The 22,024-nt window shown below is 32.9% G+C and carries 19 protein-coding genes; 3 read left to right on the top strand and 16 right to left on the bottom strand.

Annotated elements, in window-relative coordinates; translation table 11 throughout:
• Positions 1–3: 3 nt before the first annotated feature.
• The 3 genes from cls to AAFN75_RS12590 are packed head-to-tail and all read right to left on the bottom strand — an operon-like array spanning position 4 to position 3,083.
• Positions 4–1,455 (bottom strand): cardiolipin synthase, encoded by a 1,452-nt coding sequence (gene cls, locus AAFN75_RS12600; RefSeq protein WP_411806650.1) that lies wholly within the window; start codon positions 1,453–1,455, stop codon positions 4–6.
• Positions 1,456–1,461: 6 nt separating this feature from the next.
• Entirely contained in the window at positions 1,462–2,382 is a 921-nt protein-coding gene (locus tag AAFN75_RS12595) for a lytic transglycosylase domain-containing protein (RefSeq protein ID WP_411806649.1), read from the bottom strand.
• A gap of 35 nt (positions 2,383–2,417) precedes the next feature.
• Entirely contained in the window at positions 2,418–3,083 is a 666-nt protein-coding gene (locus AAFN75_RS12590) for an alpha/beta hydrolase (protein WP_411806648.1), read from the bottom strand.
• Between the two features lie 115 nt (positions 3,084–3,198).
• Here AAFN75_RS12590 and AAFN75_RS12585 point away from each other — a divergent pair, with 115 nt between their 5' ends.
• Entirely contained in the window at positions 3,199–3,495 is a 297-nt protein-coding gene (locus AAFN75_RS12585) for an N-acetyltransferase (RefSeq protein ID WP_092852019.1), read from the top strand.
• A 54-nt stretch (positions 3,496–3,549) separates the two neighbouring features.
• On the opposite strand, the gene AAFN75_RS12580 is transcribed toward AAFN75_RS12585, so the two are convergent.
• Positions 3,550–3,939, bottom strand: coding sequence for a hypothetical protein (locus AAFN75_RS12580; RefSeq protein ID WP_411806647.1), 390 nt, complete (start codon positions 3,937–3,939; stop codon positions 3,550–3,552).
• Positions 3,940–4,052: 113 nt separating this feature from the next.
• Positions 4,053–5,384, bottom strand: a complete 1,332-nt coding sequence (gene mtaB / locus AAFN75_RS12575) for a tRNA (N(6)-L-threonylcarbamoyladenosine(37)-C(2))-methylthiotransferase MtaB (protein WP_411806646.1) — start codon at positions 5,382–5,384, stop codon at positions 4,053–4,055.
• A gap of 88 nt (positions 5,385–5,472) precedes the next feature.
• Between mtaB and AAFN75_RS12570 the strand changes: the two genes are divergently transcribed.
• Entirely contained in the window at positions 5,473–7,092 is a 1,620-nt protein-coding gene (locus tag AAFN75_RS12570) for an ABC transporter substrate-binding protein (protein WP_411806645.1), read from the top strand.
• Here the strand turns inward: AAFN75_RS12570 and AAFN75_RS12565 are convergent.
• The 7 genes from AAFN75_RS12565 to AAFN75_RS12535 form a co-directional block, all read right to left on the bottom strand.
• Entirely contained in the window at positions 7,089–7,424 is a 336-nt protein-coding gene (locus tag AAFN75_RS12565; protein WP_411806644.1) for a hypothetical protein, read from the bottom strand. The two genes, AAFN75_RS12570 and AAFN75_RS12565, sit on opposite strands and share 4 nt — an antisense overlap.
• Before the next feature lie 109 nt (positions 7,425–7,533).
• Entirely contained in the window at positions 7,534–10,311 is a 2,778-nt protein-coding gene (locus AAFN75_RS12560; protein ID WP_411809282.1) for a bifunctional aconitate hydratase 2/2-methylisocitrate dehydratase, read from the bottom strand.
• Between the two features lie 234 nt (positions 10,312–10,545).
• On the bottom strand, positions 10,546–11,685 hold the full coding sequence (locus AAFN75_RS12555; protein WP_411806643.1) for an acyltransferase family protein: 1,140 nt from the start codon (positions 11,683–11,685) through the stop codon (positions 10,546–10,548).
• Positions 11,686–11,709: 24 nt separating this feature from the next.
• A complete protein-coding gene (locus AAFN75_RS12550) occupies positions 11,710–12,663 on the bottom strand; it encodes an AAA family ATPase (RefSeq protein WP_411806642.1) in 954 nt (317 codons plus the stop codon).
• Between the two features lie 6 nt (positions 12,664–12,669).
• The gene (locus AAFN75_RS12545; protein WP_411806641.1) at positions 12,670–14,124 is read right to left on the bottom strand and encodes a peptidylprolyl isomerase; all 1,455 of its coding nucleotides are present in this window, start codon (positions 14,122–14,124) and stop codon (positions 12,670–12,672) included.
• On the bottom strand, positions 14,087–14,938 hold the full coding sequence (locus AAFN75_RS12540) for a peptidyl-prolyl cis-trans isomerase (RefSeq protein WP_411806640.1): 852 nt from the start codon (positions 14,936–14,938) through the stop codon (positions 14,087–14,089). Before AAFN75_RS12540 ends, AAFN75_RS12545 begins: the two co-directional genes overlap by 38 nt.
• Positions 14,939–14,940: 2 nt before the next feature.
• A complete protein-coding gene (locus AAFN75_RS12535) occupies positions 14,941–16,893 on the bottom strand; it encodes a peptidylprolyl isomerase (protein WP_411806639.1) in 1,953 nt (650 codons plus the stop codon).
• Between the two features lie 264 nt (positions 16,894–17,157).
• Here AAFN75_RS12535 and AAFN75_RS12530 point away from each other — a divergent pair, with 264 nt between their 5' ends.
• Positions 17,158–17,400, top strand: a complete 243-nt coding sequence (locus tag AAFN75_RS12530) for a hypothetical protein (protein ID WP_411806638.1) — start codon at positions 17,158–17,160, stop codon at positions 17,398–17,400.
• A gap of 1 nt (position 17,401) precedes the next feature.
• Here the strand turns inward: AAFN75_RS12530 and AAFN75_RS12525 are convergent, their stop codons facing one another.
• The 4 genes from AAFN75_RS12525 to guaA form a co-directional block, all read right to left on the bottom strand.
• Positions 17,402–17,632 carry a DUF3820 family protein gene (locus tag AAFN75_RS12525; protein ID WP_092851994.1) on the bottom strand — a complete coding sequence of 77 codons (231 nt, stop codon included), beginning with the start codon at positions 17,630–17,632 and terminating at the stop codon, positions 17,402–17,404.
• A gap of 28 nt (positions 17,633–17,660) precedes the next feature.
• A complete protein-coding gene (locus AAFN75_RS12520; RefSeq protein WP_411806637.1) occupies positions 17,661–18,200 on the bottom strand; it encodes a DUF922 domain-containing protein in 540 nt (179 codons plus the stop codon).
• A gap of 29 nt (positions 18,201–18,229) precedes the next feature.
• Positions 18,230–20,185 carry a LysM peptidoglycan-binding domain-containing protein gene (locus AAFN75_RS12515; RefSeq protein WP_411806636.1) on the bottom strand — a complete coding sequence of 652 codons (1,956 nt, stop codon included), beginning with the start codon at positions 20,183–20,185 and terminating at the stop codon, positions 18,230–18,232.
• A 303-nt stretch (positions 20,186–20,488) separates the two neighbouring features.
• Positions 20,489–22,024 (bottom strand): glutamine-hydrolyzing GMP synthase, encoded by a 1,536-nt coding sequence (guaA, locus tag AAFN75_RS12510; RefSeq protein ID WP_411806635.1) that lies wholly within the window; start codon positions 22,022–22,024, stop codon positions 20,489–20,491.

Genomic DNA, 22,024 nt, shown 5'->3' with positions numbered 1-22,024 from the left:
AAATTAAATTAAGGGCGACCACAGCCTGCAATACGATTCTTTTACTTTTTCGAATTTAGATCGTTCTGACCATTGGGTTGGATCCACTTTTTCGCATACCTCAAGATCATCTAAAAAATGCTGTTTTAATACTTTACTCGTATCAATATCATATATAAAGGCATTGACTTCAAAATTAATATTGAAGCTCCTGTAGTCCATGTTTGATGTTCCTACAGTTGAAAAAATATCATCAACCACGATAGTTTTCGAATGAATAAAGCCTTTATTATAGCGGTACACTTGAATATCAGCATCGAATAAACGCTCTAAATAAGAATTGGTAGCATGCTTAACAACCCACGAATCGGATTTTTTAGGGATTATAAGTTTTATATCTACTCCACTTTTAGATGCCACTTGTAACGCTGTAATAATTTGATCGTTTGGCACAAAGTAAGGCGTTGTTATATACACATAATCTTCGGCAGTTGTTATGGCCGTAAAAATGGCTTCCATAATATTTGCCCAATCTGTATCTGGCCCACTAGCCGCTATTTGAACGGCTACACTATTTTTACAAGTTACCTCTGGAAAATAGGATTTATCTATTTTAAGATTTGTATTAGATACAAAATGCCATGTGGTAAAAAAATTGACTTGCAATGATTTTACCGCTTCTCCAACAAGCCTTAAATGGGTATCTCTCCAAAAATTATCGTTATACTCGTTAACATATTCATCGGCAACATTAATACCTCCAACATAAGCCGTCTTACCATCAATAACCGCTATTTTACGATGATTTCTATAATTCATCTTTCCTGTGAATTTAGAAAAAACAACAGGCATAAATGGGTAATGCTCTACTCCACTCGCTTGTAACTGCCGCTTCATTTTATTTGAAAGCTTGCTCCCAACATCATCATAAGTTAACCTTACCTGAACGCCTTCATTAGCTTTTTTACAAATAATATCTAAAAGTTGGGTACCAATTTTACCATCTTCAACAATATAGTATTCTAAATGAATGTGATGTTTTGCCTGTTTTAAATCTTCAAGTAAATCTTTAAATTTTTCATCCCCATTTTTAAAAAGTTTTAACTCATTACAAAGGGTTAAAGGTGAATTCTTATTATTATAAAGAAGCTTTACTAATTTAACTTTGTTATTAAGATAATCATCAACTTTTCTAATAGACTTACCATCTAACTCTAACTCCTCATGTATCATTTTTACGGTAGATTGGTTAAGAACTTGTTTCCTGTTAAAAATTTTATTTTTCCGATATTCTTGTCCAAAAAGGTAATAAATTAGAATGCCAAGAAATGGAAAAAATACTAAAACAATAATATAAGATAGCGTTTTAGTGGGATTTAAGTTTTTAAGAATCACAGTTATAACTGCCGTAATAGCAACTACATAATTGATAATTAAAAGAACAGTCCACAGATCACTATTTAGAAAGCTAGACATAACATATTAGTTATAATAGCCTTCCTGAGGAATTTCTAGATAGTATTGTTTTCTTGATTTATTATTAAGATGCGGCTCGCGTAACCAAGGGTTATGAAGTTTTAAAACTTTATAATTAATACCAAAACGTTGTGCAAACTTAGTAAAATCTGTTACCGCAGTATCCACTTCTATTTTATAAGTTGGTACGTTGGTGTACAAATCTTTTTCTCTAAAGTTGAATCCATAATTTTTAGGATTCGATAAGATTTCTTTTAACGCAACAATTCTGAATAAATAACGCCCTGTTTCTTCGCCTAAAAGCAAATCATAATATCCAGTAACATCTTGCTCGCGTAAACGTCTAGACACACCCGCATTTCCTGCGTTGTAAGCAGCCGCAGCTAATGTCCATGAACCTAATTGCTCCTTAGCCCTAATAAGATACTTACAAGCAACTTCGGTAGCTTTCTCTAAATTATAACGTTCATCGACATTTTTATTAACTTCCAAGCCATTTTCTCTTCCTGTTGCTGGCATAATTTGCCATACACCTCTTGCTCCTGCTGGAGAGACTGCATTTGTTAAACCACTTTCTATAACAGCTAAATATTTAAAATCGTCTGGGACACCATGTTTAGCTAGAATAGGCTCTATAATTGGGAAATATTTTTTAGCACGTTTAAACATTAGTAATCCGTTTGATTGCCAATACGTATTAACTAACAACTCTCTATCCATACGTTCTAAAATATCTGGATTTTCAAGCGGCATAGGTTCTCCTGCAAAATTTAAATTATCTGGCACCTGTAAGGCATAAACATTATAATCGTTTATTAATTTAGTTTCAAAATTCTCGTCTGTTGGTGCGTCTTGTAACGCAAAAATAAATAAGCCACATAAACTTAATAGTCCTACAAACGCTAATGCTTTCTGTATAATCTTCATTTTAAAAAGTTTTTTTATAAAATTACAAAAATAGTTTAGCTACCTATAATTAGTTTAGGTAAATTTTCGTTAAACCATCTATATTTATTTATGATTGCAATATGAGTGCCGTTTTTAATAACAATGCAATTTTTAATATTTTTTATGGGAAAGACCGAATCATTATCACCATGAATGTGAATAATATCTGGATGACATGTTTCTTGATTCCAGCATACCATTTCCTTAATAGCCCAACTTAAATACTTATTATCATTAACCGATAAATATTTCTTATAAAGTTCAATTCTTTTGGTAATGGTATCGCCAAAAGCGTACCTCTCAAAAACATCTAGTTTACTAGCCAATTGCGTAGGCACTAAAGCATATGCTTTAGTTGCTTTTGCAATAAGCATCTTTTTAGGTAGTTCATGCATGGACTTAACACTAGATACAATAATGAGTTTTTTAACCGAAATAAATTTACTCATTTCTTGAACGATTACACCGCCAAAAGACACCCCTAATAACACTACGTTTTCATGTTTTATGTTACTACATAAACGACGCGAATAGTCGGTTATAGATTCATTATCAATTGGAATTAGCCATTCTAGTAAATGAATTTCAAATTGATTTTCGGGCAATTTAATATATTCAAATATTTTGGGGCTTGCCGCCATTCCTGGCATAAGGTAAACATGTATTAACTCTTGAGACATAAGGCATTAAGCGTTAATTAACTTTATTCTGTCAAAAATTTTTCGTACTTTTGCACAAAGTTATTGAAATAGTACTCACTATTTTAACTTTCCTAAGAATTAAAACAAAATTAACATGGTTGAAGCTGCAGAATTAATTGACAACGATTTTCTACGTCAATTTGAAATTAAAGTAGACAATGATTTAGCAATAATTGAATACTCATTACAAGAAAGAAAAATATTTTTAACCAAACTAATTATCCCGGAAAACATTAAAGATGAAGATTTTAAAAAGGAATTTTTATCGCTTGTTTTTGAGGAAATAGGATCGCGTAACTTAAGTGTTATGCCTACTTGCCCAGAAATTGCAAAATTTGTAAGAAGCAACAGAAAATACAAACGCATGCTTCCTGTAGGCGTAAGAATTTAAGTTTCAAAGAACACAAAATAAAAAAAAAGCTAAAGTAAAACTTTAGCTTTTTTTTTATTCCTTTCCGTAATATTTGGAATAATCATTAGAAATTTTACTCAATACCACATCTTCAGCGTCATCTAAAACCAATTCATTATTCAAATTAAATTGATAGGTATCTTTTGTTGTTCCATTAACCTCAATAGTATCATTTTCTATTTTCCATGAAAATGGAGATGCTGAAGATGTTATTTCTCCAGTACCAAATTCAACTTTATTGATTTCAAAACCCGTATTTTTTTTCCCAAAAACCAACTGTAAAGTATTCGTTTGATCATCAACTACTTTCACCTGTTCCCAAATACCGCGTAAATTATTTTCTGCTCCATTTGTATCCTTAGTACAAGATGTAACAACAAGTAATAATAGTACAATTACTACAGATTTTAAGACACGTTTCATTGAGAGTTTTTTAGAATGAACCAAATGTAATATCATGACAAAATCTAAGACAATTAAATCGATAAAAAGCAACAAAGAGAGCTGAACAACTTAAAAACTCGATAAATTACTTGTTAATTAGCTTTTATTAAAGCCTCAATAAACTTTAATCGTACAAGGCCATCAGCATCTATTTCAGTTAACTCTACTTGGTGCAATGTATTTACTAATGCTGGATTCCATGGTGCTTTAACTTTTACATAGTTTTCGGTAAACCCATGAATATAACCTGCTTTATTTTCACTTTCAAATAATACAGTACGTGTAGACTTTAATTGACTCTCGTAAAAGGCACGACGCTTTTTAACCGATAAACCACGTAACATCTTACTACGTTTACTTCTAACATTATTTGGCACGACATTATCCATAGTAGCTGCCTCAGTATTATCGCGTTCCGAATACGTAAAAACATGTAAATACGAAATATCTAAATCTGTTAAAAAACTATAGGTTTCTAAAAAATGCTCATTTGTTTCTCCCGGAAAACCAACAATAACATCTACTCCAATACAAGCATGAGGCATAACCTCTTTTATTTTAGCAACTCGATCTACATATAACTCACGCATATAACGGCGTTTCATTTTTTTAAGAATGTCGTTACTTCCAGATTGCAACGGAATATGAAAATGAGGCACAAAAGCTCTAGATTTCGAAACCAAATCTATAGTATCATTTTTAAGTAAATTGGGTTCAATGGAAGAAATACGTAAACGCTCGATACCTTCTACCTTATCTAACTCGGTTACTAAATCTAAAAAAGTATGCTCGTGTTTTTTATTACCAAACTCACCTTTACCATAATCGCCAATATTAACACCCGTTAAAACAATTTCTTTTATGTTTTTAGCCGATATTTCTCTAGCATTTTCTAAAACATTTGCCATGGTATCACTACGTGAAATACCACGAGCCAAAGGAATAGTACAGTAGGTACATTTATAATCGCAACCATCTTGAACCTTTAAAAATGCGCGTGTCCTGTCGCCTATAGAGTAACTACCTACGTAAAAATCGGCTTCTTCAATCTCGCAAGAATGCACTTCGCCAAAATCGTTTTTAGAGAGGTCGTTAATATAGTCCGTAATCTTAAATTTTTCGGTTGCTCCAAGTACTAAATCCACACCATTAACATCGGCTAATTCCTGTGGTTTCAATTGGGCATAACACCCTACAGCTGCCACAAAAGCATTTGGATTAGCTTTTTGAGCTTGCTTTACAATCGTTTTAAAGCGCTTATCGGCATTTTCTGTTACAGAACATGTGTTTATAACATAAATATCTGCTTTTTCAGCAAAATCGACCCTATCAAACCCTTCATCGTTAAAATTTCTAGCAATGGTAGAGGTTTCTGAAAAATTTAGCTTGCAACCTAAAGTATAAAATGCGACTTTTTTATTCATTATAATTTGTTAATCCGAACTTGTTTCAAGGTAATTTAAAATTTATCTTTACCCTTAAAAGATTGCAAATTTACAATTTATAACTTACATGAAAAAAACTATTAAAACACAAATAATCAACTTCTTATCAGTTAGTTGTATCATGTTTTTTCTTTTTTCATGCCATAATGATGCTTCTAAAAAAAATGATCATCTCGTATTTCGTTATAATGAATATGCTAATATTAACACTTTAGACCCCGCATTTTCGAGAACACTTCAAGATAATTCGGTGTGTAATCAATTATATAATGGCTTACTGCAGTTGGATAACAACCTAAATCTTTTACCATCTATAGCTAAAAGTTGGAATGTATCTGAAAATGGTTTAATCTACACTTTTAATTTACGAAACGATGTTTACTTCCATAAACACGAATTGTTTGGTAAAGACTCTACTAGAACCGTTGTTGCTAAAGATTTCACCTATAGTTTAAACCGCTTAAGAGACGAAAAAATTGCTGCTCCTGGTAGTTGGGTTTTAAACAAGGTTGATGACTTTAAAGCTATTAACGATACTATTTTCCAAATTAACTTAAAACAACCTTTCCCCGCTTTTATAGGGCTTTTAGCCATGAAGTATTGCTCTGTTTTGCCTCAAGAAATTGTAGAACATTACGGTGCCGATTTTCGTGCTAACCCTATAGGAACAGGACCTTTTAAATTTAAACGTTGGGAAGAAAACATAAAACTTGTTTTTAGAAAGAATGAAAATTATTTTGAAACAGACAGCGTAGGTAATAAGCTTCCATATTTAGAAGCTATAGCACTTACCTTTTTACCCGATAAGCAAAGTGAATTTTTACAATTTGCTCAAGGTAATATTGATTATTTATCAGGTTTAGATGCGTCCTACAAAGATGAACTGTTAACGGCCGATGGCAAACTCAGAGACAAATACAACCAAAGCGTTGATATGATTCGAGGGCCATATTTAAACTCTGAATATCTTGGGTTTTATTTAGATTCTAAATCGCCAGAAATACAGTCGGAGCTTATTAGAAAAGCCATTAATTATGGTTTTGACAGAAAAAAAATGATGCTGTATTTACGTAATGGTATTGGAAACCCTGCTAACGGTGGCTTTATTCCCAAAGGTTTACCAGGACATGACACGTCTATAGGTTTTAGCTATAAACCGCAACTAGCAAAGCAACTAGTTGAACAATTTAAAGCTGAAAGTGGTATTAGCAATCCGGAAATCACTTTAAATACCACTAGTAATTATTTAAGTTTCTGTGAATTTATACAACGTGAACTTGAAAAAACAGGTTTACAAATTAATGTGGATGTGTTACCAGAAGCAACCTTAAGATCTGCCCGATCTAACGGAAAAGTAGATATGTTTAGAAGTTCTTGGATTGCCGATTACTTAGATGCCGAAAATTACTTATCTATTTTTTACAGCAAAAACTTTGCTCCTGGTGGCTCTAATTACTTTCATTATAAAAACGAAATGTTTGATAGTCTTTACAATAAAGCCTTTACCATAACCGATATTGAAAAACGTAAACATTTGTATACCAAAATGGATTCCTTAGCCATGGATAAGGCGCTAATGGTACCGTTATTTTACGATGAAGTTGTTCGTTTTACTAGAAAAAATGTAAAAGGATTAGGCATTAACCCTATAAACATGTTGGATTTACGGTATGTTAGTAAAGATTAAATATCTTCTATATTTTTACCAATATCTTCAATTTCATTTTTAACAACTATTACCGATTTTTTCCATTTACTTTCCAAAAACATGTAAAAGCCCCATAATGCCAATATTGCTACCGGTAAGCCATTAAAATTAGCACCAAAATTATTATCCCAATCAATTCCCCAATCGAACACATATATATCCAACAAGGCTATAAGCATTCCGAAAACAAAACTGGATACATAATATAAAACCACACCTAAAATAGCGTAAAGCCATTTGTTTTGGTTGTATTCCTCTGATAAGTCGTAAAATCGCTTTCCTATAAAGTATATTAATAAAATGCCTAACATAATTATGTATTAAATTTTAAAGTGAGCAAGATAACTAATTGTATTGAAAACAAAATCCCGAGTCTAGACAGACTCGGGATTTATAAATAATTACTATATAACCTATAAATTAGCTTACTAATTGCTTTGTAGAAGGTTTAAACTTAGTTAATACAATACCATCAACAGCAGCTTCATACTCTGCCATAGTTGGTGTTCTACCTAAAATTGTAGATAGTACTACAACAGGTGTAGATGATAATAAAGATTCACCTTTTTTCTCGCCAGTATCTTTTACAACACGACCTTGAAATAAACGTGTAGATGTTGCCATTACCGTATCTCCTGGTTCTGCTTTTTCTTGGTTACCCATACAAAGGTTACAACCTGGACGCTCTAAATACAACATGTTTTCGTACTTAGTACGTGCTAAACCTTTTGGTGCGCTATCGTTAAACTCAAATCCTGAGTATTTAACTAAAACCTCCCAATCGCCTTCAGCTTTCAACTCATCAACAATATTATATGTTGGAGGTGCCACAACTAAAGGTGCTTTAAATTCAACTTTACCGTGTTGTGCTTCAATGTTTTTCAACATTTGAGCTAATATTTTCATATCCCCTTTGTGTACCATACAAGACCCTACGAAACCTAAATCTACTTTTTTAGTTCCTCCGTAGAAAGATAATGGACGAATAGTATCGTGTGTATAACGTTTAGATACATCATCATTATTTACATCTGGATCGGCAATCATTGGTTCAGCAATTTCATCTAAATCAATAACAACATCAGCATAATAATTAGCATCAGCATCTGGTTTTAAAGCGGGTTTAATACCTGTCTTTAATTCTTGAATTCTAGCATTTGCTTTATCAACTAAACCTTGAAGTACTTTATTATCATTATCCATACCCTTATCAATCATGATTTGGATACGACCTTTTGAAATCTCTAATGATTCAATTAATGTTTCTTCTTCTGAGATACAAATAGAAGCCTTAGCTTTCATCTCTGCAGTCCAATCTGTAAATGTAAAGGCTTGATCGGCAGTAAGCGTACCAATATGAACCTCAATGATTCTTCCTTGGAATACGTTTTCTCCACCAAACTGCTTTAACATTTGTTGTTGTGTAGCGTGTACCACATCACGGAAATCCATGAAGCTTCTCATTTCACCTTTAAAAGTAACCTTTACAGATTCTGGAATTGGCATAGTAGCCTCACCTGTAGCTAATGCTAAGGCAACAGTTCCTGAATCGGCTCCAAAAGCAACACCTTTAGACATACGTGTGTGAGAATCTCCACCAATAATAATATCCCAATCATCAACAGTAATATCATTTAATACTTTATGAATTACATCAGTCATGGCGTGATATTGTCCTTTAGGATCACGTGCTGTAATTAAACCAAAATCGTTCATAAAACTCATTAATCTAGGAATGTTAGCCTTAGATCTATCATCCCAAACAGAAGCTGTATGACAACCCGATTGGTAACCCGCATCTACAATTGGAGAAATAATAGTCGCTGCCATCATCTCTAATTCTTGTGATGTCATTAAACCTGTAGTATCTTGAGATCCTACAATATTTACTTCAACACGCACATTAGAACCTGCATGTAATGTTTTGCCTGGAGTATTTCCAACAGCGTTCTTATTGAATATTTTTTCAACAGCTGTTAAACCTTGTCCTTCAACAGATACTTCTTTAGAAGGTGCGTATACTTGAGGAATATCTATTCCTAATATTTTACAAGCTAAAGTTTGTAATTTTTTACCGAAAACAACAGCGTAAGATCCTCCTGCTTTTATAAACTCCATTTTTGGTGGCGTTAATGCAGCTGAGATATCTTTTAACTCTTTATCTCCGTTATATAATTTTTTTGTTTTTGTATTAATCGTTAATACCGTCCCTGTAGCTACAGAATACACTTCTTTTAAAATTGGCTCTCCATCTGCATCTACAACAGTATTACCATCTGCATCTTTTTGTTGTACCCAGTTTTTTAAATCGATACCAATACCTCCAGTTACTCCAACAGTTGTTAAGAAAATGGGTGCAATACCATTTGTACCAGCAATTACTGGAGCAAAATTGATAAATGGAACATAAGGACTAAAAGGAACACCGGTCCATAACGCTACGTTATTTACACCAGACATTCTAGAAGATCCAACTCCCATAGTACCTTTTTCTGCAATTAACATAACACGTTTATCTGGGTGTTGCTCCTTTAAAGCTAACAATTCGTTTTGCATATCTTTGTTATGCTCAAACATACACTGACCGTGTAATTCACGATCTGATCTTGAGTGTGCATCAGCTCCTGGAGATAATAAATCGGTAGAGATATCACCAACTCCAGCGATGTAAGTTACTACTTCTATTTCTTCTTCAACCTCTGGTAATTTAGTAAAGAATTCTGCTTGCGAGTAGCTTTCTAATAACTCTTTAGCAATAGGGTTTCCTCCTTTAAAAGCATTCTCTAAAAGCTCCATATCCGCCTCGTATAAAAACACTTGTGTTTTTAATACTTTAGCAGCCTGAGCAGCAACATTAGCATCGTCACCTAGAGCTAAAGCTAATAGAACTTCAATAGAAGGTCCACCTTTCATATGAGACAATTGCTCGAAAGCAAAAGCAGGAGTGATTTCAGCAACTATAGACTCTCCTAAAATAATTTCTTTTAAAAACTTAGCTTTTACACTAGCAGCACTCGTAGTACCAGGCAATACGTTATAAATAAAAAAGTTAAGAGAATCTTCTCTATACTCATTATCTACATCTTTAATTTGAGCAATAATTTCACTCAATAATTCCGCTCCATCAATAGGTTGTGGATGAAGCCCCTGGCCTTTTCGCTCTTCGATCTGCTTAAGATAGTCTTTATACGTGTTCATAAAAGAATTTGTTTTCAATGTTAAAATGACATGAATACTTACATTCCATGCCATGTAATATTATTTTAGAGTTGTTTTTTTAGTCCTTGCAAACTTAAAGAATTTAAAGCAAAGTTTTAAAAAGAAACTATGGAATACAACAAGTAATTATAGTTATTTATTATAGTAGTATTATTTATTTATTTGATTGTCTATTTTTTATCATTTCATTAAATAAACTAACAATTTTTCAAGCTAATCGTAAATAAACCGTTTAATATATCTTGAATCTCTTAAATTAGTTATAGGATTTTCAAAAAACTTATATAATAAATAAGCCAGTAAAAATGAAATAAGCCAATAGGCGACCAGAATTATTAATTTTACAATACTTGATTGCAAGTTAATATCTACAAAATGCTGAATTGTGAGTAACACTATAGAGTAATTAACCAAGTATAACCCATAAGACCATATACTAATGGAAGTGATTTGTGAGTTAAAAAACCTTTTAGGCTTCCACTCTAGAAAAAAAGGAAACAATAATAGTAAACTTATGGACAATAATGGTAGGTAGAACATATTAAAAAAGAGTGTTGCGGTTTCTGGTTGTACGCCAAAACTAAAAATTAAAACATGTATGCCTAAAAACAGAACAAGACCTAAACCGAAAAGCAAGTTTTTATGCTTTACAATAAACTTATTAAAATTATAAATTACAAAAGCCACCAAAAACCCATAATAGATGCTATCGATTCTGTAAATGACAACTTTTCGAATATGTTGACTCCAATCATGCATTGAAGTAATACTATTATTAACGTGAAAATTAATCCGGAAACAGATTACCGCAATTATTACAGAAAAAACGGTTAACAAAAATAGATTATTATAACTTGTTTTCTTGAAGCAACATAATAGAACAAACAAAATTAATGGCCCGATCATATATGCATATTCTTCAATTGATAAACTCCAAGCTTCGGTAAAAAAATCTGGATGTGGACTGTTGAAATTTTGAATAAACCCAAAATAGCCGCCTATACCATTTATAACTTTTCCTTTTAAAGCCCATAATAAGGCTATGTTTATAAGTAAGATTAAAAAATAATTTGGTAAGGTTCTAAACCAACGCCTCACCCAGAAATAACCAAAGTCTTTAAACTTGGCTTCCCCCTTTTGTAATTGTTTTAAAAGGATAGTTCCTATTAAAAAACCACTTAAAACAAAAAATAAATCGACTCCAACTGTACCAAAAAATTGAATTACAGTTATTAAAATATGTTGTTGATTAGGAAAAAGTAATAACGTAGAGTGAGAAAACAACACCAATAAAATGGCTATTGCTCTAAGAACATCTAGTCCGAAGATTCTATTTTTAAGGTTTATATACATCGAAGTTTATTCAATGCAAAGCTATTAAAATAAACTTTTAATAATTTGTTCTTCTGAAACACCTTCGGCTTCAGCCTTATAATTTTTAATAATTCTATGTCGTAAGATACTTTGAGAAACCGCTTGTATATTTTCGATATCTGGTGAAAACTTACCTTGTATAGCGGCATGTGTTTTTGCTGCTAAAACTAAGTTTTGAGACGCTCTTGGTCCTGCACCCCAATCCACATAGTTTTTTATAAGTTCCGGTGCCGCATCGCTATTTGGCCTTGTTTTACCAACCATAGAGACGGCATAATCAATAACATTATCGGCTATAGGAATACGACGAATTAGACTTTGAAATTCAACTATTTCTTTAGCCGTAAACAAAGCGTTTACTTTTACTTTAACATCAGACGTTGTTGCTTTTACAACCTGTACTTCTTCTTGGTATGTTGGGTAATCTAAATTAATAGCAAACATAAAACGGTCCAACTGCGCTTCGGGTAACGGATATGTTCCTTCTTGCTCTATTGGGTTTTGTGTTGCTAAAACAAAATATGGTAAATCTAAATTATAACGATGACCAGCCACTGTAACCGAGCGTTCTTGCATAGCCTCTAATAAAGCTGCTTGAGTTTTAGGTGGTGTTCTATTAATTTCGTCGGCTAAAATAATATTTGCGAAAATAGGCCCTTTTATAAATTTAAAATGGCGGTCTTCATCTAAAATTTCACTACCTAAAATATCACTAGGCATTAAATCTGGTGTAAACTGAATACGTTTAAAATCTAATCCTAAAGCCTGCGCAATAGTATTAACCATTAATGTTTTTGCTAAACCAGGAACACCAATTAATAGTGAATGTCCGCCAGAAAAAATTGAAATAAGTATTTGGGTAACAACTTCGTCCTGTCCAATAATAACTTTGGAAATTTCAGTTTTTAAAGCTTTAAACTTTTTTACAAATCCTTCAATAGCAGCAACGTCCGACATACTTTTTTATTTTTTTAACCAGTTACCAGAAAACTCACAAGATCTATGCTCTTTACTTATTTTAACGTAAGTATCAAGTATTTTTTCATCTTGCCATTTTTCAATAGCTCTAATTTTCTTTTCTTCTAAAGCTAAATCTTTAATTTTTAAATAATCGCGAGCGTAATCTGCCGTGTGCTCATCGATTCTATCTGTAACCATTAAAAGTTTAAACTTCTGTCCTCCTGTTCTATCTTCTTCTCTTAAAACTAAACTAACTTCGTTGTCTTTTAAGTTTTGAATTTGAGCGTATAATTCTGGGTCCATTCTGGTTAACTCAAAATTATAATCTTGTGTTGTTGGGTTAATTAATTGACCTCCATCACCTCGAGTTTCTTTCTCGTCACTTATTTCTCTTGCGGCATCAGCAAACGTAATATCGCCAGCTACGATACGCTCTCTTACTTTTTCTAAGCGCTCTTTAGCTTCTGTAACAGCCTCACTAGATACTTTAGGCGTTAATAAAATATGAGCCACATCGTACTCTTGACCTCTAATTTTTTCTAAAGTTATAATATGATAACCAAAATCTGTTTTAAAAGGCTCTGACACTTCTCCTTCTTGCAAACCAAAGGCTACTTGTCTAAACTCTTTAACCATTCTTGGTTGCTTCTTGTTAAGTGTGTATTTACCTCCTTTACTCGCCGACCCTGGATCTTGAGAATACAATACAGCTTTAGAACGGAAACTTGCACCACGCTCTATTATATCTGCTTTAAATTGCTTTAAACGGTTAATAACACGTTCGCGTTCTTCTTCTGAAACTTTAGGTTCTGCAACAATTTGCGCTACTTTAAGTTCTGTACCAAACGTTGGTCTTTGATCTTCAGGAATTTTATTAAAAAAATCTCTTACTTCCTCTGGAGTAATTTCAATTTCTTCAACAATACGCGCTTGCATTCTTTGTGCTAATAAGTTTGATTTGTTTATTTCAAACATTTCATCTCTAAATGTTTTTTCGTCGTCCTTCTTATAAAATTCTAAAAGACGCTCCATAGAGCCATTTGTTTGTTGTAAAAACTGTTGGATTTGATAATCTACATTTTTTCTTACTTCGGCATCAGAAACAGGAATACTATCTTGAATAGCATGATGTGCATATAGTTTTCTTTCTAACATTAAACCAAATAATTCGCAATCTTCTACCCCTTCAATAGATCCTCCACTTGCTGTTATTTGATCTTTTTCTTTTTGAATATCTGACTCTAAAACTATAAAATCGCCAACCACAGCTGCTACTCCATCTACCTTTCTAGCATTTGATGTATCAACAGAATCTACTTTTTTAGTAACTACCTCTTTAACTTCATCTTCAATAATCTCTTGAGCATTTACAGCATTTGCTGTTACTAAGGCTACGCATAAAGAAAATACGTATTTAAGGTTAATTGTATATTTCAAATTGTTTGTTTTTAATCGCATCTTTGGTGATATCTTTTTCTAATTCTCTTATAAACTCAAGCTTACGCTTATTAATAACTATTTGGTCGATAGTTGGCTTAACATATTCCAATGGTGCCGTATCATTTCTAACCAAAACATCATTAATTTGCATCAAATATACTCCTAATGAATCTTTGAGTTGTACAAAATTAGATTTTTTTAACAGTTGATTTCTATTTTCAGAATTTACAGATGGAATTTTCTTAATAACTTGACTCAATTTAATCCAAATGGAGTCGTTAAGCGAATAGGATTTAAACTGAATGGAAATAGAATCTAGTGCCTTTCTATCTTCGCTATTATAGCGTTTCAGTTTCTTTTTAATATTATCAAAATCAATGATGTTTTCATTTACATGGATGTAACGGAACTTAATAAGCTCTTCATTTAATTTAAAAACCTCCTTGTTATTGTTGTAGTAAATCTCAGCCTCTTCAAACGACACTTTTCTATCTACACTGCGTTCCACTAGAGCCTCTATGTAGGCTTTACTATATAAATCGTTTTTGTATTGTTGTACCAACCTGTCAAAGTCAGCTTGTTTATCTTCTCCTAAATTTAGTTTGGCACCATCAACAAGTAATTGTTGTGTAGCCCAACGCTTAATAAAATTTTGCACTATTAAGGTGCTATCCTCTTGCGAGGCATCTTCGGAGACTAAATCTTCAATATCATCTAAATACAAGTAGTTTTCATTTACGCGTGCTATTGGGCTGCCTTCATCGGATGTTTTTAAAAACTCGCATGAGCAAACCGACACTAAAACTAACAGAATATATATTTTTTTACGCACGCTTATTTATTAAGTTTAGTTTTTACCGCTTGTAAAACGTCTTGATTAACATCAATTTTATATTTAGCTTTTAAGGCTTTAAGCCAATTTTCTTCTTTATAATTTTGATAATCGCTAGTTACAGCGCCTTTAGCTTCATCGAACGTTTTTTGTGCTTTTGGAAATATTTCTTTAACCTTAACTACCACAAAAGCATCGTTATGCTTATAAATTTTAGATACTCCTTTTTTGAAGTTGAATTTCTCAGGAAGGGTTTGATGGCTAGCATCCATAACATCTGAAGTAAAAATAACATCGACATTATCATTACTGTTCACTAATGATTTAATACGATCTATTGGCATATTTTCATTAAGTAGTTTCGATACTTTTTTTAATGTTTTTTGTTTAGGTGATGTTGCCACAATCGCATCTATTCGCTCTTCCTGCATATAATCAGTCTTATGGCTATCGTAAAAATTTCGAATACCTGTAGAATCTGTTTTTGAAGCATTCCAAATGGTTGTTTCCATTAAATCGAATAACAATAACCCATCTCTATATTCTTCCACAATATTTGCATAATCTTCATTATCCTCTTCTAAATGCGCTTCTTGATAATCGATTAAGTTTTCATTTAAGAAGGCTTCGTATTTATTTAACACTAATCTCTTAAAAGCTTCTTTAACCGAAGTATTACGCTGTGAGTTAGTTAAATACACACCAAAATCGTTATACGTTAATTTTTTATCTCCAATCGCAACTAAAGGTTGATTACCTGCAAAATCCGATGGAAGCTTCCATGTTTTCTTAAAATAATCATCATTTAAAATAGAAATAAAATAGTTTAAATTTGGCGGCGTATCGCTAATTGAATACTTAGCCCTTAGCTTATCCGTAAGTGCTTTATCAATAAGCTTAGATCTGCTATCGCGTTTTACTTTCTCTACTAATTCGAGCTTAATAGTTTTAAGACTTGGTACTGGCGAAATTTCATGTAATTTTACAATATGCCATCCAAAATCTGTTTTAAAAGGTTTCGATACATCGCCTATATTTTTTAATCGGAATGCCACATCTTCAAATTCCTTAGCTCTTAATTGTCCACTTGAAAAAGCTTTAAGCATACCACCTTTTGATGCTGAATTTTTATCGTCTGAAAACTGTTTCGCCAATGCGTCAAAAGCCTCACCTTGAGTTAGTTTTTTATAGATATCTTGAATTCTAACTTCTGGATTTTCTGCTAAAGAATCATTTTTATTTTCTACTACCATAATATGAGCAACAGTGCGCTCTCCTCTAGATTCTCGTTTATCTAAAACATGAAGTATATGATAGCCAAAACGCGTTCTAAACGGTTGAGAAATATCACCAACATTTGTATTAAATGCAGCATTTTCAAATTTATAAACCATTTTAAAACCACCAAAATAACCAAGCTTCTCGCCATAAACGGTTTGTCCGTTATGTACTTCTGCTCTCACTTTTTCAAAACCTTCTTTTAAAGCTCGTTCTCTTAATTTAGATATATTATTAAAAGCGATAAGCGAATCTTGAGGTGAAGCATTTTCATTAAGTTTAACTAAAATATGGTTAGCGTTAACCTCGTTTAACGTTCTATCGTAAGCCTCTTCAACCAAAGCATCGGTAACCTTAGAGTCTGTTATATAGTTTTTTGCTAATTGCTTTTTATAGCTAGACAATTCTCTTAAATAACTTGGTTTCTTGTCCAACTCCAAACTTTTAGCTTCTTTTAGCTTTAACTTATAGTTTGTAAAAAGCGTTAAATAAGCATCAACATCTTTTTGCGATTCATCTTGAACCAAATCTAAATTTTTATTGTAAACTCTTAAAAATTCAGAAGCATATACGGGAGCGCCATCTACGGTAAAAAGCACGTCGTCTTCTGCAGTTTGTCCCTTTACGTTTAACGCTGCTAAAGTTAAAAACAGAGTAAATAAATATCTTAATGTCATCAGATTAAATTTTAAAGTGTTCATCGATTGGGTAGCATAACGCTATTATTAGTTATAGTATTACAGCCTCTTAGTTTAGACGCCTAACATATAGCGTGATATTTTTTTTCAACGCTTACAAAAATAATAATATAAACCTATTATACAAGTTGTTTTGCTAACGATTAAAAAAACTAATTAGTATAATTAATAAACTTTAAAACAAGAGATTATATTTGTTTCTATTAGCTTTATATTTGAACCTAAAAACAGCAACTTATACACATGCGTAAACTTAAACTTATTTGGGACTTTCGCGGTCCAGATGCCAGTAAAATAGCAGAACACCATGAAATTCATTTAAAAGAATATATTCAATTAGAAAAGTTAAACATTACCATTACAGGTGTTGAAACATTAAGCGAACTTCATACCCTTGCTTTTTTAGTTGTAAATGAAGACCAAATGAAGCCTATAAGAGATGCCTTAAAACCCCACCGCGGAGAAGTTTATAGCGATGAAAAATAAATTACCTTTTAGGATATTGCTTTCTAATATTCCAAATTAACTCCTCCAATCCATTTAATTTTAATTCGTAAACCTGTTCTAGCATAGTGCCTAATTTTCCTTTTGGAAATCCTTTACTATGGTACCAAACTACATAGTATTCTGGCAAGTCTATTAAGTAACGGTCTTTATATTTACCAAACGGCATTTTAGTATGCGCCAAGTCTATTAAAAATTGTTTATCTGGCAGCATAGGTTTAGTTTGTTTATTTAATTGGTTTTTAATTTGATGCGTATTTCGAAAACTTTTCAAGTTCAGAACTCATAAAAACATCCCATGATGCTTGCGCTTCTTTATTTCTTGAAAAATCCGTTTCGCTGTCGTACTTTTTTTGCATCACAGCTAGTTCTGCTTTAATCGTTTTATAAAGTATTTTAAGTTCCTGTTTTATAGAATTGGAAATGTTCAGCTTACTAATTCTATATCTAAACTTTCTTGCAAATAACTCTGTTATATTAAAATGAGTTTGTTCGTGACCTAAAATATGTGTAGTAGCCCGATCTTTTTTATACCAAGACTTTTCGTGGTAAAAATGAGCAAATACCTCGGTAGTAAAACCAACCACCTCATCTTTATCCGTTTTAGTAACCGAATATCTAAATGTTATTCCAGAAGCGGTATTAGCAACTGCTGCTTCGTCCATTTTAGGCGTGCCCTTAAAATCTTTCCAGGACAGTTTGTTTGCATCACTCCAAACCAAGAAAGGCTCGTTATCTTGAACACAAAAAAGACATATAAAAAGTAGTAAAACTTTGCTCACAAGAATAAAACGTATAGCCTTAAGTATTATTATTTGACCTCAACAATAGTTAAATCGTCGTACTTTACTAGGTAAACAGAATCGTTATAATACCCTCCAAAAAGTTTCTTTTTATAGGCAAATTTATTCTCAACATATTCCGTTAATGGTGCACTAATTACTGAAGCATATAAATCGCTAGACGAAACCAAACGCAACACCACATCCATAGTTAAATCGAATCCTTTAACAGCCCTTTTATTTGGCGTTATATTATATAATTTCTCGTATGCTTTAACGAAAGAATTATTATCATTTTCGCTGTATTCCTTTGATGCTGCTGCAAAATGAAACTGTAAGCTCGATAAATGTGAGTTATTAATTTGATCGCCTTCAAAAGCCGAATTAATATTGGTAGTTAATAAAACAATCTCGGTTGCTTTAGCATCTGCTTTTTCAGGATTAACTCTATTATTTAACGACGCTAATACACTCGTTACATTGGATGCATAACCTTCATTTTGTGTTTCTAAAAACACCATGTTTTTACCCGGTTTTAGCGCTCCCTCAATATCCTCTTTAGTTACAAAAAACTCATCTTTACCATCTTTATTCTTTCTAGAATACACAATTTTTGCAGCATTAAACTCTCGTTTTAAGCTATTGGCAATAGTAATATTTTTAGTATCGGCAATAATAACGATATTACTAGCCGTAGAGTCAGACTTAACAAAATTAACCACCTTATCTTTTAATAAGTCGTTAGATGGTCTAGATTGAAACACATTGTCGTGCAATTTTAAGTTTGTACCAATTGGCGAAATTACAGGAACATTATAAGGTTTTAACTCCAAAGCAACCTTATTAAAGCTCGCAGGTGTTAATGGCCCAATAACGGCATCGACATTTTCAAAATTATTTTCTCTTAAAATCCTAGATACTTCGCTAATCTCATAACGTGTATCGTAAACATCTACTTTTAAAGATACACCTAAAATTTTTAAAGAATCTAAAGCCATTAAAACACCCGAATGAAAATCTAAAGACACGTCTAAATAAGGATCTCTTTTTAAACTACTTTTTATATCACTTACGGAGTCAAAATCAACACGATGCATTCTAAAAGGCAGCATAACAGCAATATGCTTGGTATCCAAATTAGATATACTTCTAGATAAATCACGAGCTTCCCCTTCCTGCATCGCACCACCCAATTCGTTACTATTTGCTGTAGCAACATTTGTTGTATGTGGTATTTTTAAAATCATTCCAGACTTTAAACCCGTTTCCTTTAATCCTAGGTTTAAAGCTTCAATTTCAGCTTGCTCCAATCCTAATTTTAACTTTAATCGATAAAAGCCTTCTTTAGGCAATACCTTATAATAACTGTACTTCTCGTCGTATTGCTTTTGTTCTTTAGCTTCAAGATTTGGCACAATAATAGAAGCTCCTTCATTTAAAACCGCTGGCATATCTGGGTTTAAAGCCTCCAATTCATCAACAGTAATTCCAAATTTATATGCAATACGCCATTTCCCTTCTTTTGGTTTTACGGTATACGTTTTTGTTGTAGCAACTTCCTCAACCGTTTCTGTAATTTTAAACTGTGGAATTTGAAGTTTATCACCTTTCTTTAAAGGGTTTGCATACAAGAACTTGTTATGCTTTTTAATATCATCCTCAGATATTTTGTACTTTTTAGCCAAACTATAAAGCGTTTCTTTTCGCTTCGTTTTATGCTCTGTAAAACCCACTAACTGCTTATCTACAGTTACTTTTGGTCTATTAGCCTTAGATATAGGAATTATTAAAACCGTATTAGGTTTTAATGACTTTTTAGCATCTGGGTTTAACTTATAAATATCAGAAGGCGTTACAAAATATCGCTTTGCAATCCCTTCAACCGTTTCTCCGTTTTTAACCTGGTGCGTACTAAAATTTTGTGCTTGTACACTTGTAAAACCAAATGCTAAAACTAAAAAAAGTACTAATAAAAATCTATTCATGTTATTGTAATCTGCTAATAAATATAAAAACCCCGACTATAAAATTATATACGTGCCAACCCTAATAAAGGACTAAAGCAAAACTATTTTTCTTAACACTAGCACATAACATGCCAAAACTTATTTGGGCGTTACCCACAAGGGTCGCGCTGGGAGCCTGTCTTGAGCAAAGTCGAAAGGCTACAAGTCCTCGCACATCCTTCGTCGGGCTGTGGGCTATCCGCTGCAATCCCTAACGCAGAACGGTCTTCAGTTCGCAGTCTTCAGGTTTAGTTATAACGCTACCGTAAACTGCTTACTAAATTACTCCCATTCAATAGTTGCAGGTGGTTTACTACTAATATCGTAAACTACTCTATTAACGCCTTTAACCTTATTTATTATATCATTCGATGTTTTTTGTAAAAACTCGTAAGGTAAGTTTACCCAATCGGCAGTCATACCATCCGTACTTTCAACAGCTCTTAAGGCGACACATTTTTCGTAAGTACGCTCATCGCCCATTACACCTACACTGTTTACTGGTAATAACATTGCTCCTGCTTGCCAAACCTTATCGTATAAGCCCCATTCTTTAAGGCCGTTTATAAAAATAGCATCAACTTCTTGAAGCATACGTACTTTTTCTGCAGTAATATCTCCTAAAATACGAATTCCTAAACCAGGACCAGGAAACGGATGACGACCCAATAATTCTGGATCAATGCCTAAAGTAGCCCCAACACGTCTTACTTCATCTTTAAAGATAGCACGCAAAGGTTCTACAATTTTAAGTTTCATAAAATCCGGTAAACCACCAACATTATGGTGACTCTTTATAGTTGCCGATGGTCCTCCAGTTGCCGAAACACTTTCAATAACATCTGGATAAATAGTACCTTGCGCTAACCACTTAACATCTTCTAATTTATGAGCCTCGTCATCAAAAACTTCAATAAAAGAGTTTCCAATAGCTTTACGCTTTTTCTCTGGATCTTCAATTCCGGCTAAGGCATCTAAAAATCGTTTAGAAGCATCGACACCTTTTACATTAAGGCCCATACCTTCGTATTGTTTTAAAACACTTTCAAACTCATTTTTACGAAGTAAACCATTGTTTACAAAAATGCAGTATAAGTTTTTACCAATAGCTTTATTTAAAAGTACCGCTGCTACTGTTGAATCTACACCTCCAGAAAGTCCTAAAACCACTTTATCGCCTCCTACTTTATCTTGAATAGCTGCTACTGTTTCTTCTACAAAAGAATCTGGCGTCCAATCTTGATTAATACCAGCAATAGTTACTAAAAAGTTTTCAAGTAACTGTTTCCCATCGGTAGAGTGATATACTTCTGGGTGAAACTGTATAGCAAAAGTAGTTTCGCCTTGAATTTTATAAGCCGCATTTTCCACATCGCTAGTACTAGCCAATAACACACCGCCTTTTGGTAAAGCCTTAATAGTATCGCTATGGCTCATCCAAACTTGAGATCCTTCAGATATATTAGATAAAAATGCTTCACCTTTTTGAACAAACGATAAGTTTGCACGACCATACTCTCTTGTATTTGATGGTGCTACTTCACCTCCCGAAAAATGAGCCAAATATTGCGCACCATAACATACGGCAAGCATTGGTTTTTTCCCTCTTATTTCCGACAAGTCCGGATGCAATGCATCTTCACCTCGTACAGAGTTTGGGCTACCAGAAAGAATTACAGCTTTGTAATCTTCTATGTTGGTTGGAATTTTGTTAAATGGATGTATTTCGGAGTAAATGTTGAGTTCTCTAACTCGACGAGCAATAAGTTGTGTGTATTGCGATCCGAAGTCTAATATTAATACCTTATCATGTTGCAT

Source organism: Algibacter sp. AS12 (assembly GCF_046736315.1).
Classification (GTDB): Bacteria; Bacteroidota; Bacteroidia; order Flavobacteriales; family Flavobacteriaceae; genus Algibacter_B; species Algibacter_B amylolyticus.
This window is presented reverse-complemented; position numbering and strand designations above follow the sequence as displayed.